The sequence below is a fragment of the Aliiroseovarius sediminis genome, assembly GCF_022678485.1.
GTDB classification, from domain to species: Bacteria; Pseudomonadota; Alphaproteobacteria; order Rhodobacterales; family Rhodobacteraceae; genus Aliiroseovarius; species Aliiroseovarius sediminis.
In genome coordinates this window covers 63,522-78,546 of sequence record NZ_JALBYP010000038.1, presented here as the reverse complement: position 1 = coordinate 78,546, position 15,025 = coordinate 63,522, and the positions used below count along the sequence as shown (strand labels likewise).

The window sequence follows — 15,025 nt, the reverse complement described above, 5'->3', positions numbered from 1 at the left end:
CCACGGCCTAAATGGTGCGCTGTATATGACCATAGATCCCTTGCCGGGATCTTCTGATCTGCGCCTAGCGCCAGTATCCGTTCGCCGCGGCAACGGTTGCGAAATGTGTTGCTACAACCTGGCTGACGGCAATCAAAGCGTCGGCGTCTTCGGCGTATTCAGGGCGCATCCGGTCACGGGCTTCCGCGTCAGGTTGCGTCAGCTTGACCGCAACGCGCGATAGTTTGACGGCAAGGTCGTAGCCTTCTTCCGGTGTCTCGGTGATTAGCGATGGAAGCCAAGTGGTCATAGTTTTTCCTTTCAATATTCATTGATGGGTTGTCACACAGTAGCCACGCCAGCAGGCAATGCAATGTCTGCTGGCGTGGATTGATCAAGGTCTGCAAGAAACGCACTTTCAGCGGCTTTCAAACGGGCTTTCAACCCGCAATACCAGTCGATGGGGCATTGTTTTCCACCGCGATCAAAGCATGCAAAAACGGGCTGGTTGATCCCTAGAATTACGATCAGCTGGCCAAGGCGAAGTTGGTTGGCGAATGGTGCCAAGATTGCCCTGCCGGCGCGCCGCGTGGTAACTATTTCCGCGCCGGACAGGCTGAATTTTTCGGCCAGTTCACGGGTGGTGAACGCGCGCTCCCGCGTACTTGCCATCCGCATCAAAATCCGCGAGCCATCGTCGATGAAAGACATCAGTCGCATCAGCGCAACCCTGATCGTTAATAGGTATTTAAGATACCTATTAGCAAGTTTAACCTCGTTTGCAAAGTGTTTGACAGCAGAATTTACATCCACGCATGAAACAAGATCACTCGAAAATGGCGTCAGTCCGCCCCCTAATGATCCGTGCCTTGATGGCGTAAACCGGGTTTTATGATGTCTTGCTGACAAAGCTTGTTAACCGCATCCATGCGAAGGTGCACATCGATGCCTGCGCACGTATCTATTCCGATTAACAAGAGCCATTTCGATCGGTGACTTGCGCTGCGTGCCTAGAGCGGCGGCGGCGCAATCACTGCTTTACCGGCTTACCTCTTTCGGATCCAAATCCTCAATCAGGCGCGTTTCCAACAATTGCCCATTGCGATACAGTATCGGATAGGCAATCGCGGCAATATGGTTGTTGATGTCACGCAGGGCGCGCAGTGTCTCAAGATGGATATCGCTTGTTTCGAAGCTTTCGACGCGGCCACTTTGCAATCGCGCCAAGTGATATTTACGGCTTTTCCGCTCGGCGCGTTTAAATTCCGCCTTTTCCACCACAAGCAACCGGGCGCTTTCCACATCGTCAGAAATCAGCACGTTGCTGGCCAGTTGAAAATTGGCGCAAACAGCCTCGTACATCCTTAGAAGCTCGGACCACCCTTCGTCGGAAAATTGCAGATGCCCTTCAAATTTTTCCTTGGCAACCGATGTCAACTTTAACGCGATAACGTCACCTGCGGCTTCAAGGCGGATCGCATATTCCATCAGGCCCGCCACCATTTTTTTATCTGCTTTGTCATAGGCGTCCTGCGGCATGCTTGCCACATACGATCGGATCCCCGACAGCGCATCATTCACCGGATCGTCGTGGGCGCGGGTCGCTCGAAACAGGTCCTTATCGGCTGCATCATATAATTGCGGCACGACGCGAAACATCTGCTCAACCAAATCAATCATACGCAAAAGCTCACGTTTCAGACTAGCAATAGCCTGCTGCGGCGTGTCCAGCGCCGCAGGATCTAGCGCACTGAAAGGTTGCTCGACCCCAAACGGCGCAACTGAGGGCGTACCTGGCAACAGCAAAGACAACGGGCGTTCAAGCAAGCCGCAGAACGGCAAAGCCAGCAAAAGTAGTGAAAGGTTAAACCCAATATGGGCATAGATCAGCGACTGACCTGCACTAACAATCAGCAAATGACTAGGATCAAACAGCAAGTTGACGCCAAAAAGGACGATCAGCGCCCAGTTGCCGCGTAAAAACAAGTTTGCAAATGGTATGCGTCGCGCGGATGTGGGCATCCCCCGCGTCAGCCATATCGGAATGAAAGCACTGCCCAGATTTGCCCCAAGAAGAAGCGAAAGCGCTGCAGCAAACGGGATCGCGTCGATCTGAACCAGCGTTACACACATCAAAATCGCCGCCACGCTGGAATGCATCACGAACGCCAACGCGGCGCCCACGATGAACGCAGTCACAAAATCACGGGCCAGATAGTCCGCCGCTGCAGGCAGGAACGAACTGTCACGAATTGGCGATACCGCCTCGCGCAAGAACTGAAGCGAAATCAAGATGAAAGCCACGCCCATCAGGATGCGACCCAACTGCCGGCCCTTCTTATGTTCGACCTTCACGAACAACCATCCGCCAAGCGCAAGCAGAAGCGGGATCAGCCAATCCATCTTGAACGATAAGACCTGAATGATCAGCGCCGAACCCAGATCACCGCCCAACACAATGGCAAGTCCGGTTGGAAACGCCAAATACCCGCTGGATGCGAAACCGGCCACCAACAGCGCCACCGCCGCCGAGCTTTGCAGAATAATTGCCAGCGACAGGCCGGAAACGCTGGCACCAACACGGCTGCGGCTATCTGTCAGCACCCGCTGAAACGAGGCGCCAAAGCTGCGCTCGATCCCCGTGCGGACCATGCGAACGGCAAAAAGCAACAGCATCGTTGCGCCCGCAAGGCTGATTACGAAGTTGATGATTGCCATTCCTACGAACCCACCAGTTTCATCAGGTCAATCAACGCATGCTTCATTATCGCGACGCGACGCCTGACGGGTCATCATAGGGGTGCTGCTTTCGCTCTACAACTGCATCATCCAGTTCGACTGTGTTGGGACCAAAGGTTTCTACGCCATCCGGGTGATGGATTGGCGCCTCGTTGCACTCCGCGCTTGATACTGCGGGCCGTGTTCACGCTGTCTGTAGTCAAATCTTATCATCTGGTTACGGGCACCCTCAGCGCATCCGCCGCCACCAAATGTTTCAAGAAGTAAGCCATTCATCTGACTAACGACGTGGTGAACTCCTTCCCATCAATCACACATCGTGCAGGCGGCTTAACGGCTGCAACCAAAGGGTGGCCCATCGAAAGCACTATCAACATGCGCAAAAGCTCGATTATGAAATCAGCTTTTTTGCCCCTAACGCACAACAAAATCTGCATGAAGCGCCCCTGCCGCTTTGATGCTTTTTAGAATATCGATCATGTCTCGCGGCGCGACACCCAAGGCGTTCAGCCCTGCAATGACCTCGGACAAAGATGCGCCGCCATCGACTTCTGCAAGCCCGATGCCAGGCTCTTCCTCTATCGCAGCGTTGGTTCGGGGAACTAGGATTGGCTCACCGTTTGAAAAAGGGTTGGGCTGCACAACGATGGGTTCTTCCTGAATGCGCAAGGTCAGGTTTCCTTGAGATACTGCGACTCGGCTGATCCGAACATCCGAACCCATCACGATTGTCCCGGAACGTTGATCAACGACAACCTTTGCTTTGCGTTGGGGCTCGACGCCCAAATTTTCTATCGTTCCCACGGCATGTGCAGGTGATATCGCACGCGTCGCGCTGATATCGACCACCACCGTACCACTGTCCAACATCCGCGACACCACACGACCGTATTTCCTGTTGATCACCCGCTCAATGCGCTCTGCTGTGGTGAAGTCCGGCGTTCTGAGCGCTAGGCGGATCGATTTCAGCTTGGTAAAATCAAAGTCAATCTCGCGTTCAACACGGGCGCCGTTGGGTATTACCCCGCTGGTCGGCACGCCCTGCGTAACCTTGCCGGCATCGCCCTCAGCCGAGGCGCCGCCCGCGATAATGGTGCCCTGACTGACCGCGTAAATCTCACCATCTGCTGCGTTCAGGGGGGTCATGATAAGGGTGCCACCAAGCAGGCTTTTGGCATCACCAATCGCCGAAACTGTGACATCAATACGCGACCCGGATCGCGCGAACGGTGGCAGGGCCGCTGTTACAAAAACCGCCGCGACGTTTTTCGGGCGAAACTGCTCGCCCGTGATATTCACGCCCAGACGTTCAAGAATATTGGACATGATGTCTTCTGTGAAAGGCGCGTTCCGAATGCCATCACCGGTACCGTTCAGGCCGACCACCAAGCCATAACCCACCAAATCGTTGCCCCGCACGCCATCAAACTCCACAAGATCCTTGATACGCACCGAGTTCGCGTTGACCGGCACCGTCAGCAGTAACAGCGAAAAAACAAAGTAAATGAAATGTTTCATCGCATATAATCCGTAAAATTGAGGTTCGAGAGTCTGGACGTGACAGTGTACAGGCTTTCCATCTGGTCATAGAGCGCTTGTAAAGTGGTCGCCGTTTCATAAGGGTCAGCCGCCGTCAGCGTGTTATACGAAAGCTCCAGCGCAGATTTTTCTGCTGTATTCCGAACCGAGGCCGTTTCAATCCGAGCTTCGATACTTCCCAATCGGGCACGCAGCAGGGTCATTTGATCGTCGGCTGCACGCAGCTCATCCGATGATTTCGTCATCAGTTCCCTTTGCGCGATCAAATCCCCCGCCAAAGCTCCCTCGGCGATGATCGCAGATTTGGCGAGCGCACTCAGAAGATCACGCAACTCAGGATCATTCGCCTTGATAGGCTGGGTAGCGGTTTCACCAGCCCGTAATCGAAATGTGCCCAGATCTTCAGCTGCACCCACATAACCCGATGTATCAAACCCTCCACCCGGCGCCTTGAACCAATCATCTATTCTGCCAGCAACGCCAGCCGCGGTGTTTTCACCAGACACGACGGTCATGAGCTCCCACAAGATGGTTTCTGCATCCAACATGGCCAGACGATCAGTCGCAGCACCTGCAAACAGGGAACGTCCTCCAAGGTTGGTATTCAAGTTCGATACAGTGGCTACGAATTTTTCGCGCGCTTCAACCGCAGTCGATTGAAGCAACCCCGGATTCTGCGCGCTGATGGCGCCGATCAAGCCACCGGACAGCGCCTGCGTTTGATCCTGTATATTGCCCAAGACTGTTTGCGCACCCCCGACCAACGCCGTAGCCTCTTTGGTGCTTTGGGTATGTGCGACCAGCGTTTTAAGACTATGGTTTATGCCAGCAATCGGACCAAAGTCGCCCGACACAAAAGACGAGATATCCGCCTTGCGACCGGTCGATAATTCTTGCCCCAAACGCACCATGTCCTGCTTCAGCCGTGCATTCAGGTGGCGGGTTTGGAACGTGCTGGCGAGATCACCGTAACTGGCGAAGGACATGGTTCATCTCCTAAATTGCAAGGATTGTCTGTATCATTTCATCGGCGGTCGCAATCACACGCGCATTGGCAGCATAGGCCTGTTCGATCTGCATTAGTTTCTGCATTTCGGCGTCAGTGTCGACGCCCTTGGCCAGTTCCATTTGGCGTAGAGTTTGATATTGGGCGGTGGCAAATCCCAATCGTGTCTCAGCCTGCAACTGCTCGGAACTTACGATCGACACTAGATCCGAGGCGAGCCCTGAAGATGTGCGAGCCACGCTGGAAAACCCACCAGATGCGGGCTCTCGCGGTGTGTTGAGTGCATCCGCCAATTGGTTCAACAATGTGGCGCTGCCTACATTTCCTGGCGCAGACGCACCAAGCCCATCTCGCAAACGCCAAACAGCGCCACCCTGATCGGGATCAACGGCGGCAGAGAGCAACAGTCGGGTCGACAGGGCGACTTCGCTGCCAGCGCTAAACGCGGCACCAGCATCCGTAAACAAACCCGTACCGCCGGAGGCGTGCGACGTGTTTTCAAAACGTTCGACCAAGTCACGCGCGAAGCCGTCGATGCGTTCCTGTGCGTTGACGGAGGTTACGTCACGCACCGCAAATTGACCGGCCAGCGAACCGCCCTCAATAAGGCTCTGATCACCTGCAACATCAATAGTGCGGCCATTTATGGTCAATCCTGACAAAGCTCCGGTCGTTATAGTCATCTCTGGAACGATGGTACCGACCGATGAGAAACCCAACTTCGCCGGGTTACCGTCCAGCAGCACCGCACCACCCGTGGTGATCAAGGCGACCATCCCGTTTTCTCGCGGCAATTGCTTAAGCGGCACGATTGGCGACAGCTCATCAATTTTGGCCTGCCGCAAATCCATGAGGCCCGAAGGATCGACGCCGCGCCACTGCGCCTCTTGAATCTTGACGTTAAGTGTTTGCACATGTTGCAGTCCGTCATTCAACGTTTGGACCTGTTGCGCGATAGCGTGATCGGCATCAAGACGCGCTTTCTGGATGTGATCAGACGAGTTCTTAAGATGATCGATCAGGTTTTCAGCCGCACCAAAGACGGCTGACAAACGGGCGTCGCTGTCGGGTCGTGCTGCTGCTTCGATCAACGAAGCCTCAAACTGGGCGATGCGGTCAGACAGCGATCCTGGCTGATCAGGTGTGCCTATCATCCGTGTGAGACCTTCCAAGAACTTCTCTTGCGCTCCATGAAAGCCAATTGCGGCGTCGGCCAATCTTCGATCGCCGATTAATACTTCGTCGACGTGGCGGCTTACACCGTCGATGCGTACACCAGACCCAGCGCCCCCCACGGTGCTGGAAGAAAGGTGCAGCGATCGCGCACCGTAGCCTTCCGTCATCGCATTTGCCACGTTGGACGATACGAGTTCCGCAGCGCGAGAGGCTGCGGCAAGCCCTGACAGGGCGTTTGAAAATGCACCTGAAATGCTCATCGCTCGGTCCTTACTCTCCTAGTTTTCGTTACCGTTTAATGTTGGTAGTTTCTTGAAGCATTTCATCCACCGTTTGGATGACCTTTGCGTTGGAGCTATAGGCACGCTGCGTTTGGATCAGGCTTGTCAATTCACCTGCCACGTCCGTTGTAGACCCTTCGCGGGCAAACCCAATGACCTCACCTGTCGGACCGTCGCCTGCATCCCACATGAAGAACGATCCGCTGCCGGTAGATACCTGATAGGCTTGGTTCGACATCGACATCAGACCATTAGGATTTGGCACATCAACCAGCGGCACCTGATAAATCGTTCGAACGAAACCCGTATCGTAGGTGGCCTGGACATAGCCATTCTCGTCGATTTGAACCGCTGACAGGTTACCAACCGGTGAACCGTTCTTGGTGATCGAAACGGGCGCAAAGCTGTCGGACAGTTGGGTCATGCCGTTAGGATCGCCAACCCTACCGATGGTCAGGTCGAGAGGGCCGCCAGCGACGGTCAGTTCCAAGGTGCCGGTCGCGCCATCATAGGCCCCGCCAGATGCGACCGTAACCGATGACAGCAAGCCGCCATCTGCCCGTGAATTGTCGAACATCAGCGTATATTCCCCCACCACGTTGCCACCAGGCGCACCCACCAATGCGCTATCGCTAATGACCATCGTCCATTCGTTGGGCGTTCCCGTTGGCGTAAAAGTGAAGTCGAGCGTTTCGGATGTTCCAAGGTTCCCAAAATATTCGACTGACAGCGGAATTGGCGTGGCAGGCCCGCCCGGCGCGGTTTCCGAGGCCGGCAGATTTACGCCAAGATTCACAGCCGTGGTTGGATTGGCAGCTGTCTGGTTGGCGTTGATCACGACGGGTTCAAGGCCAGCGGCGGTATCACGGGGGTATGTGCCAACATTGCCATTCGCATCCGCAGGCCACCCCAGAAGGACCAAACCAGACTCAGTTTTCAGCACACCATCCGAATCAGCCCGAAATGATCCCGTCGTGGTCATCATCAAGGGGCGGTCGCCGGGGTTTTCATCGGCGTATACCTCTTGCGTCACCGGCAACATGCCCCGTCCACCAATAGCGATGTCCAGCGGGTTTGACGTAGATACCAACGGCCCATTTTGGTCGATGATGCGGTGCGTCGTCGTACGTACCCCGCCTGCCGAATAGCCGCCCGCGCCAGCCACGCCACCTATCACGACGTTCTGAAAGTCCGCAGTTGCCCGCTTATACCCAAAGGTCGAAGAGTTCGCGATGTTATCCGAAATCGTTGCCAGTTTGGTTGCGTGCGCGTTCAAACCGGCCACGCCAGCATTGAGTGAAGAGGAAATCGTCATGGTGCGCCTTTCTGCTACATCTGTCTTTGTCTCACGTTCCATCCTTACGGCTCTGACCTTAACAGACGGCTAACAGCTAAGATTGGAGGTATTCTCATCTTATCGCGCCACACAGATCGTTTAGCGTCGGTCGCGCAGCAGGATCAGTTCAACGCGGTTGTTTCGTATTGCCACCACATTTTTCACCGTCGGGTCACGGTCGGCGTGGCCGGTTACACGGTGAATGCGCTCGGGCGGGAAGTCCGCCCTCTCCAACATCTTTCGAATTTTTGTGGCGCGGGCCGTCGATAAGGACCAAGCGGTATTTTCGAGCAGCACGATGGGTTGCGTCGCCACATGCCCTTCCACCGACACGCCGTTTTCGACCAGTTGGAACACCCGTGCAACCAAGGCAACCAGATCGACCAAAATCGGGTTTGGTATGTCAGTGTCAGGTTCAAACAACGGCGCATTGTTAAGGTCAAATAGCTCGACCAATAGCCCTTCGTCGGTGACTCGCGTCACGATATGGCGCGCGATATCATCGCTGGCCATGCTTTCACCGCTGCGGGCAAACAGCATCTTACCAACCTCTTCCAAGCGTGCATTTTCCGTTGCGGCGTCATTATGCGGGCCGCCGTCGGTCATGGCCGGATCGCGCGGCACCCCACCGTTTCCAGTTTGCGACAGTGTTTCTTCGACAAAGACACTATCACCGCCAAACGACCCATCACCGCCGCCGGACACACGCGCAATCTGGATGGTCGGATTAAAGTAATCCGCGATCCCTTTCCGCTGCTTTTCAGTAGTCGCATTCAAAAGCCACATCAGCAGAAAAAATGCCATCATGGCAGTGACAAAGTCGGCATATGCCACCTTCCAAGCACCCCCGTGATGCCCGCCGCCACTGACTTTTTTCACCCTTTTAATAATCACTGGCGCATTGGTCTTAGCGCTCATCTCGCCACCTCTTTCGTCACCCTCGCACAGTGATAGGGGGGCGAAGTTTATACGGGTTTAACCTTTCAAATTGTTCTCAATATATTGGCGATCATGCAGGGAATTCGCCCATCTTGACCTCATTGCGTTCGCAACAATATCATTTACGGGCATACTCGGTCGCCCATGTCGGGCATTGAAACGAGGTTTCAGATGAACCAGCGCAGCTTGGGGCGCGACATGGCACGCGCAATATCCTCAGTCGGGACCGAGGCACACTATATGCCCGGATGGGCCAATGATTTCGAGACCGAGGCCCTGCCGGGCGCACTGCCACACGGCATGAATAGCCCTCAGAAATGCCAATACGGCCTGTATGGCGAACAGCTTTCCGGCACCGCCTTTACCGCGAACCCGCCTGAACGAACGTGGACATACCGCATCCGGCCATCGGTCAAACATTCCACGCGGTACACGAAAACCGATGTGCCTTACTGGAAAACCGCGCCGCATGTGGTCCCCGATTTGATCAGCCTGGGTCAATACCGGTGGGATCCGGTTCCCGCAACCGACGGTCTGAACTGGATCACCGGCATGCGCACGATAACCACGGCTGGCGACGTGAATACGCAGATTGGTATGGCATCTCATATCTATCTGGTGACGGAATCGATGGTGGACGATTATTTCTATTCCGCTGACAGCGAGCTTTTGGTCGTGCCGCAACAAGGCAATTTGCGGTTTTACACCGAGCTTGGAATCATTGACCTTGCCCCGCAGGAAATCGCCATCATCCCACGTGGTCTGGTCTATCGGGTGGAGCTGCTGGAGGGTCCCGCGCGCGGCTTCGTTTGCGAAAACTATGGCCAGAAATTCGAGATGCCAGAGCGCGGCCCGATCGGCGCCAACTGCATGGCAAATCCACGTGATTTCAAAGCCCCCGTCGCGGCGTTCGAGGATCGCGAAGTGCCATCAACCATCACCATCAAATGGTGCGGGCAGTTTCATAAGACCCAGATTGGGCAGTCGCCTTTGGACGTTGTCGCATGGCACGGGAACTATGCACCTTACAAATACGACCTGACAACGTACTGCCCGGTTGGGGCAATCCTGTTTGACCACCCCGACCCGTCGATCTTCACCGTGCTAACGGCCCCTTCCGGTCAGCCAGGCACGGCGAATATCGACTTCGTTCTGTTCCGAGACCGCTGGATGGTGGCGGAAAACACGTTCCGCCCGCCGTGGTATCACAAGAACATCATGTCCGAGTTAATGGGCAACATTTATGGCCAATATGATGCCAAGCCGCAGGGCTTTGTGCCAGGTGGTGTCAGCCTGCACAACATGATGCTGCCGCACGGTCCAGATCGTGACGCGTTCGAGGGCGCGTCAAACTCGAACCTCGGCCCTGAAAAGCTGGAAAATACTATGTCTTTCATGTTCGAAACCCGGTTCCCGCAGCACCTGACCGCCTTCGCCGCGCAAGAGGCACCTTTGCAAGACGATTACATCGACTGCTGGGACAGCCTTGAGAAGAAATTTGACGGCACACCGGGTAAAAAGTAATGGTGCTCTACACTCATTGGCAGTCCACGGCGGCTTACCGCATGCGCATTGCGTTGAACCTCAAGGGGATCAGCGCAAAGCATGTCCTGGCCCATCTCAGGACGGATGGGGCCGCCTGCATACGGCTGCGTATTGTACGAAAACCGCCACCCTTCTGGCCCCGGCGCAGGCGAATATCTGTCTTGTGTCGCGCTATTGCAATGCACGGGGTCAAGGCCTGGATCTGAGCCCCTATCCCCGCCTGACCTAGATTGACCGGGCCCGAAGCACAGCCACTTGCTGATGAGGACGCAATGAGCCAATTGAAGAAATCCTGGGTGGACAGCGCCAACTCCGCCCGCACACCCTTCCCGTTGAACAACCTTCCCTATGGGGTTTTTTCCGCCGGGGATCAGGAACCGCGCTGTGGCGTTGCAATTGGCGACATGATCCTTGATGTGACCGCACTGGAAAACGAGTATTTCGAATACGCCTCATGCCCTGTTTTCGCATCAGGTATGTGGAACGAATTCATGGAGCTGGGGTCTGAGATTTGGGCTGAGTTTCGCACCAAACTGAATGAGATGCTCAAGGAGGGGTCGCATTTTCAGAAAGAAATCGAAGCACATCTTGTCCCGATGGCCGACGCAGAGCTTTTGATGCCCTTCGCAGTCTCGGAATACACCGATTTCTATGCCGGTCGTCAGCACGCCGCGAACATGGGTGCCATTCTGCGCGGATCACCCGATCTGCCCGCGAACTGGCTGCATATCCCGATCGGCTATAACGGGCGCGCGTCGTCTGTCGTAATCTCGGGCACACCAATTCACCGCCCCAACGGTCAACGCAAAGCGCCGGGTGCCGAAGTTCCCAGCTTCGGCCCCTCTACCCGTCTGGATATCGAGCTTGAGATGGGTGCAATCGTCGGCAAGGCGTCCGCCTTCGGTCAGCCGATCACGGTCGACGAGGCCGACGATATGATCTTCGGCTACGTCCTTCTGAACGACTGGTCTGCGCGTGATATTCAGGGCTGGGAATATCAACCGCTGGGGCCGTTTCAGGGCAAAGCTTTCGGCACGTCAATTTCCCCGTGGATCGTAACAGCCGCCGCGTTAGAGCCGTTTCGCGCGCCCACCCCACCGCGCGAACAGACATTGCTGCCCTATCTGGAAAGCACGAAGGCCGGTCTTTATGACATCAACCTTCAGGTGCTGATACAGCCTGAAGGCGCAGATAAATCCAGTGTGATTGGTAACACAAACTATACCCGCATGTATTATTCTGCGGCCGAGCAACTGGCCCATCACGCCGTTGGGGGCTGCGCCATGAATGTGGGCGATTTGCTGGGGTCGGGCACGATCTCGGGTCCGGCAAGATCCGAATATGGCTCGTTGATGGAAATGAGCTGGGGCGGGCAGGAGGCGTTCACGCTGGACACAGGCGAGATACGAACCTTTATCGAGGACGGCGACACCCTGACCCTGCGCGGGGCAGCGAAGGGTGACGGTTTCCAAATTGGCTTTGGTGATTGTGTCGGAAAGATCCTGCCCGCTGTCACTTGGCCCAAATAGATGCGCGCGCGGGCTTCACGCTATAATAAAAGCCCGCAACATTCGCTGCGGGCTTTATCACAAACTGGTCGTTTGCAACTCAGGTCGGGTCGGCGGTGGTGCGCAGATAGGGCAGCTTGATGTCCACGTCGCCGAATTTGGCCTTGGCTTCGTCATCCGACAGCGACAGCGCGACGATCACATCTTCGCCTTTCACCCAGTTGGCGGGCGTTGCAATCGGTGTCTCATAAGTGGCTTGCAGACCATCAAGGGCGCGCAGCACCTCGGCAAAGTTACGACCGACTGACATGGGGTAGGTCATGATCAACTGCACCTTTTTATCAGGCGAGATGATGAAAACCGACCGAACCGATGCGGAATCGGCAGCGGTGCGTCCGTCGGGCAGATAAGCCTCGGCGGGCAGCATGTCGAACATCTTGGACACTGCCAGATCCTCGTCGGCAATGATCGGGAACCCGGCTTTGGCGCCAGCTTGACCTTCAATGTCTTTTTTCCAAGTCACGTGTTCATCCGCGCTATCAACAGACAAGCCGATTACTTTCGTGCCACGCTTTTGCCATTCGTCGGCCAATTGCGCCACCGCACCAAATTCCGTCGTGCAAACCGGGGTGAAGTCTTTGGGGTGCGAAAACAGGATGGCCCAACTGTCACCAATCCAGTCATGAAAGCTAATTTTTCCCTGATCTGTTTCGGCTGTAAAATCAGGCACGATATCATTGATGCGAAGTCCCATGGGCTTTCTCCTATCCAAGTATTTCTGTCACTCCATAACGTACGCTTTGCGACCGGTTTTTAAAGGTCCGAAGCGTTGGCAAGTGGAAAAATTATCTGCGTCAAAAAATTTGATCAAATTTATCAGCCAAGGGTTGCACCGCGTGAATCGCGGTGCCACAGTGACTTCAATTCCCGGAAAGGAGACTGCTATGATCGAGAAACGCGATTTCTATATCAACGGCCAGTGGGTTGCCCCCGCTGCTGCCAACGACTTCAACGTCATCGACCCGTCGACAGAAGAGGTTTGCGCGGTGATCTCGCTTGGTGCGCAGGCCGACACGGATGCCGCCGTCGCCGCAGCGAAGGCTGCGTTTGCGGATTGGGGCTTTTCCAAAAAAGAAGACCGGTTGGCCCTGATTGAGAAGCTGCTAGAGGTCTATCAGAAACGCGCGGATGACATGGCCGAAGCGATCAGCATGGAAATGGGCGCGCCCATTGATCTGGCCCGTTCATCGCAGACCGGCGCGGGGTTCTTTCACACCCAGAACTTCCTCACCGCATTCAAGGATTTCGAATTTGATCGGATGCTGGGGGCACACGCGCCCAATGATCGCATCCTCTATGAACCCATCGGTGTTTGCGCGCTGATCACGCCGTGGAACTGGCCAATGAACCAAGTGTCGCTAAAGGTCGTGGCGGCAATGGCAGCAGGCTGCACAATGGTTTTGAAACCGTCCGAGATCGCGCCGCTTTCCTCGATTGTCTGGAGCGAGATTGTGGACGAAGCCGGCTTCCCCGCCGGTGTCTACAACATGGTCAACGGTGACGGCGTGGGCGTTGGCACCCAACTGTCTACTCACCCGGATGTGGATATGGTCAGCTTCACCGGCTCGACCCGTGCGGGCATCGCCATTTCGAAAGCCGCCGCCGACACCCTGAAACGCGTCAGCCTTGAGCTGGGCGGCAAGGGCGCAAACATCATCTTTGACGATGCCGACGACAAGGCCGTGGTGCGCGGCGTGCGTCACATGATGCAGAACACCGGGCAAAGCTGTAACGCGCCATCGCGGATGCTGGTGCAGCGCAGCGTTTATGACCAAGCGATCGAAACCGCCCACGAGGCCGCTGAAAAGGTGCAGGTTGGCCCCGCCAGCAAAGAAGGCGACCATATCGGCCCGGTGGTCAGCGAAACACAATGGAATAAAATTCAGGACCTGATTCAGGCCGGCATCGACGAAGGTGCGCGACTGATAACGGGTGGCACGGGGCGTCCCGAAGGTCTGAACAAGGGTTATTTCGTCAAGCCCACGATCTTTGCCGATGTGTCCAACGACATGACGATCGCCCGCGAAGAAATCTTTGGCCCTGTGATGGCGATGATCCCCTTCGACACCGAAGAAGATGCGGTCGAGATTGCAAACGACACCGTCTATGGCCTGACCAACTATGTGCAAACCCAAGACGGCGCCCGCGCCAACCGGATGGCCCGAAAGATGCGGTCGGGCATGGTCGAGATGAACGGCACATCGCGCGCGCCGGGCTCGCCTTTTGGCGGCTACAAACAGTCCGGCAACGGGCGCGAAGGTGGCGTTTGGGGGATCGAAGATTTCCTTGAGGTCAAAGCCGTATCGGGCTGGTCAAACGATTGATCAACCACCCGATAACAAGAAAGGCCCGCGCCCTGCGGGCCTTTTCTTTTAAAATTACGACTTTTCAAACACGATGATTGCCTCGCCTACTGTGACGCCAAATTTCTTGACATAGGCGCGGTTCAGTATCCGGCCCTCGGTCAGAAGCCACATCCAGTCATCAAAATCGACCCGCGTCGTATCGCCGTCCCGTCCCGGCAAGTCGATCCGATACGTCCAATTGAACGTGTCACCGCGTTCTTCACCTTGGGCGGTGCCAATGACGCCGGGCGCGGTGCCGGACCACGTCTCCTTGCCCGTCTTGTTCAGGGTCCAGATCCGCTGTTCCGTGCTGCCATCAGCATAGGTGAAATCCTCGACCAGCGTCAGCGTCTGCCCATCCCAAGTGCCGGTGATATCCACCTCAAAACGCCGTTTCACATTACCAAACAGGTCTTGAAATTGACCGTGAGCAACGGTTTTGCCTTCGAAGAATTCCTCTAGGTTCAGCTCGCGGGTGCTGAGCTTGGGATCATCCAGATCAGGCGCGCCGCTGCATCCGATCAATAGAACACAAGCCAAAGCGGAAAGTTTCAGTCTCATCTTGCCCCCAG

13 protein-coding genes are annotated in these 15,025 nt (G+C 55.6%); 3 read left to right on the top strand and 10 right to left on the bottom strand.

What is annotated here, in order from left to right:
• Nucleotides 1-64: 64 nt before the first annotated feature.
• The 8 genes from MN186_RS14535 to MN186_RS14500 form a co-directional block, all read right to left on the bottom strand.
• Nucleotides 65-289, bottom strand: a complete 225-nt coding sequence (locus MN186_RS14535; protein WP_242115092.1) for a hexameric tyrosine-coordinated heme protein — start codon at nucleotides 287-289, stop codon at nucleotides 65-67.
• A gap of 32 nt (nucleotides 290-321) precedes the next feature.
• A complete protein-coding gene (locus MN186_RS14530; RefSeq protein ID WP_242115091.1) occupies nucleotides 322-699 on the bottom strand; it encodes an Rrf2 family transcriptional regulator in 378 nt (125 codons plus the stop codon).
• A 318-nt stretch (nucleotides 700-1,017) separates the two neighbouring features.
• Nucleotides 1,018-2,697, bottom strand: coding sequence for a Na/Pi cotransporter family protein (locus MN186_RS14525; protein WP_242115090.1), 1,680 nt, complete (start codon nucleotides 2,695-2,697; stop codon nucleotides 1,018-1,020).
• A 435-nt stretch (nucleotides 2,698-3,132) separates the two neighbouring features.
• On the bottom strand, nucleotides 3,133-4,236 hold the full coding sequence (locus MN186_RS14520; protein ID WP_242115089.1) for a flagellar basal body P-ring protein FlgI: 1,104 nt from the start codon (nucleotides 4,234-4,236) through the stop codon (nucleotides 3,133-3,135).
• On the bottom strand, nucleotides 4,233-5,243 hold the full coding sequence (locus MN186_RS14515) for a flagellin (protein ID WP_242115088.1): 1,011 nt from the start codon (nucleotides 5,241-5,243) through the stop codon (nucleotides 4,233-4,235). Before MN186_RS14515 ends, MN186_RS14520 begins: the two co-directional genes overlap by 4 nt.
• Before the next feature lie 10 nt (nucleotides 5,244-5,253).
• Nucleotides 5,254-6,699, bottom strand: a complete 1,446-nt coding sequence (flgK, locus tag MN186_RS14510) for a flagellar hook-associated protein FlgK (protein WP_242115087.1) — start codon at nucleotides 6,697-6,699, stop codon at nucleotides 5,254-5,256.
• 28 nt (nucleotides 6,700-6,727) lie between these two features.
• Nucleotides 6,728-8,035 carry a flagellar hook protein FlgE gene (locus MN186_RS14505; RefSeq protein ID WP_242115086.1) on the bottom strand — a complete coding sequence of 436 codons (1,308 nt, stop codon included), beginning with the start codon at nucleotides 8,033-8,035 and terminating at the stop codon, nucleotides 6,728-6,730.
• Nucleotides 8,036-8,155: 120 nt separating this feature from the next.
• The gene (locus MN186_RS14500; RefSeq protein ID WP_242115085.1) at nucleotides 8,156-8,974 is read right to left on the bottom strand and encodes a flagellar motor protein MotB; all 819 of its coding nucleotides are present in this window, start codon (nucleotides 8,972-8,974) and stop codon (nucleotides 8,156-8,158) included.
• Nucleotides 8,975-9,166: 192 nt separating this feature from the next.
• On the opposite strand from MN186_RS14500, the gene hmgA reads away from it, so the two are divergent.
• Nucleotides 9,167-10,519, top strand: a complete 1,353-nt coding sequence (gene hmgA, locus MN186_RS14495; protein ID WP_242115084.1) for a homogentisate 1,2-dioxygenase — start codon at nucleotides 9,167-9,169, stop codon at nucleotides 10,517-10,519.
• Nucleotides 10,520-10,812: 293 nt separating this feature from the next.
• Nucleotides 10,813-12,069 (top strand): fumarylacetoacetase, encoded by a 1,257-nt coding sequence (gene fahA, locus MN186_RS14490; protein WP_242115083.1) that lies wholly within the window; start codon nucleotides 10,813-10,815, stop codon nucleotides 12,067-12,069.
• Nucleotides 12,070-12,148: 79 nt separating this feature from the next.
• Here fahA and MN186_RS14485 read toward each other — a convergent pair whose 3' ends face one another.
• Nucleotides 12,149-12,802 carry a peroxiredoxin gene (locus tag MN186_RS14485; RefSeq protein ID WP_242115082.1) on the bottom strand — a complete coding sequence of 218 codons (654 nt, stop codon included), beginning with the start codon at nucleotides 12,800-12,802 and terminating at the stop codon, nucleotides 12,149-12,151.
• Nucleotides 12,803-12,992: 190 nt separating this feature from the next.
• Between MN186_RS14485 and MN186_RS14480 the strand changes: the two genes are divergently transcribed.
• Nucleotides 12,993-14,432 carry an aldehyde dehydrogenase family protein gene (locus MN186_RS14480; RefSeq protein WP_242115081.1) on the top strand — a complete coding sequence of 480 codons (1,440 nt, stop codon included), beginning with the start codon at nucleotides 12,993-12,995 and terminating at the stop codon, nucleotides 14,430-14,432.
• Nucleotides 14,433-14,486: 54 nt separating this feature from the next.
• Here MN186_RS14480 and MN186_RS14475 read toward each other — a convergent pair whose 3' ends face one another.
• Nucleotides 14,487-15,014 carry a DUF3833 domain-containing protein gene (locus MN186_RS14475; RefSeq protein ID WP_242115080.1) on the bottom strand — a complete coding sequence of 176 codons (528 nt, stop codon included), beginning with the start codon at nucleotides 15,012-15,014 and terminating at the stop codon, nucleotides 14,487-14,489.
• Nucleotides 15,015-15,025 lie beyond the last annotated feature (11 nt).

Coding starts and splice junctions, on each gene's coding strand:
- fahA (WP_242115083.1), top strand. CDS start 10,813: ATGAGCCAATTGAAGAAATCCTGGGTGGACAGCGCCAACTCCGCCCGC.
- MN186_RS14475 (WP_242115080.1), bottom strand. CDS start 15,014: ATGAGACTGAAACTTTCCGCTTTGGCTTGTGTTCTATTGATCGGATGC.
- MN186_RS14520 (WP_242115089.1), bottom strand. CDS start 4,236: ATGAAACATTTCATTTACTTTGTTTTTTCGCTGTTACTGCTGACGGTG.
- MN186_RS14525 (WP_242115090.1), bottom strand. CDS start 2,697: ATGGCAATCATCAACTTCGTAATCAGCCTTGCGGGCGCAACGATGCTG.
- MN186_RS14485 (WP_242115082.1), bottom strand. CDS start 12,802: ATGGGACTTCGCATCAATGATATCGTGCCTGATTTTACAGCCGAAACA.
- MN186_RS14530 (WP_242115091.1), bottom strand. CDS start 699: ATGCGACTGATGTCTTTCATCGACGATGGCTCGCGGATTTTGATGCGG.
- MN186_RS14505 (WP_242115086.1), bottom strand. CDS start 8,035: ATGACGATTTCCTCTTCACTCAATGCTGGCGTGGCCGGTTTGAACGCG.
- MN186_RS14480 (WP_242115081.1), top strand. CDS start 12,993: ATGATCGAGAAACGCGATTTCTATATCAACGGCCAGTGGGTTGCCCCC.
- flgK (WP_242115087.1), bottom strand. CDS start 6,699: ATGAGCATTTCAGGTGCATTTTCAAACGCCCTGTCAGGGCTTGCCGCA.
- hmgA (WP_242115084.1), top strand. CDS start 9,167: ATGAACCAGCGCAGCTTGGGGCGCGACATGGCACGCGCAATATCCTCA.
- MN186_RS14500 (WP_242115085.1), bottom strand. CDS start 8,974: ATGAGCGCTAAGACCAATGCGCCAGTGATTATTAAAAGGGTGAAAAAA.
- MN186_RS14515 (WP_242115088.1), bottom strand. CDS start 5,243: ATGTCCTTCGCCAGTTACGGTGATCTCGCCAGCACGTTCCAAACCCGC.
- MN186_RS14535 (WP_242115092.1), bottom strand. CDS start 289: ATGACCACTTGGCTTCCATCGCTAATCACCGAGACACCGGAAGAAGGC.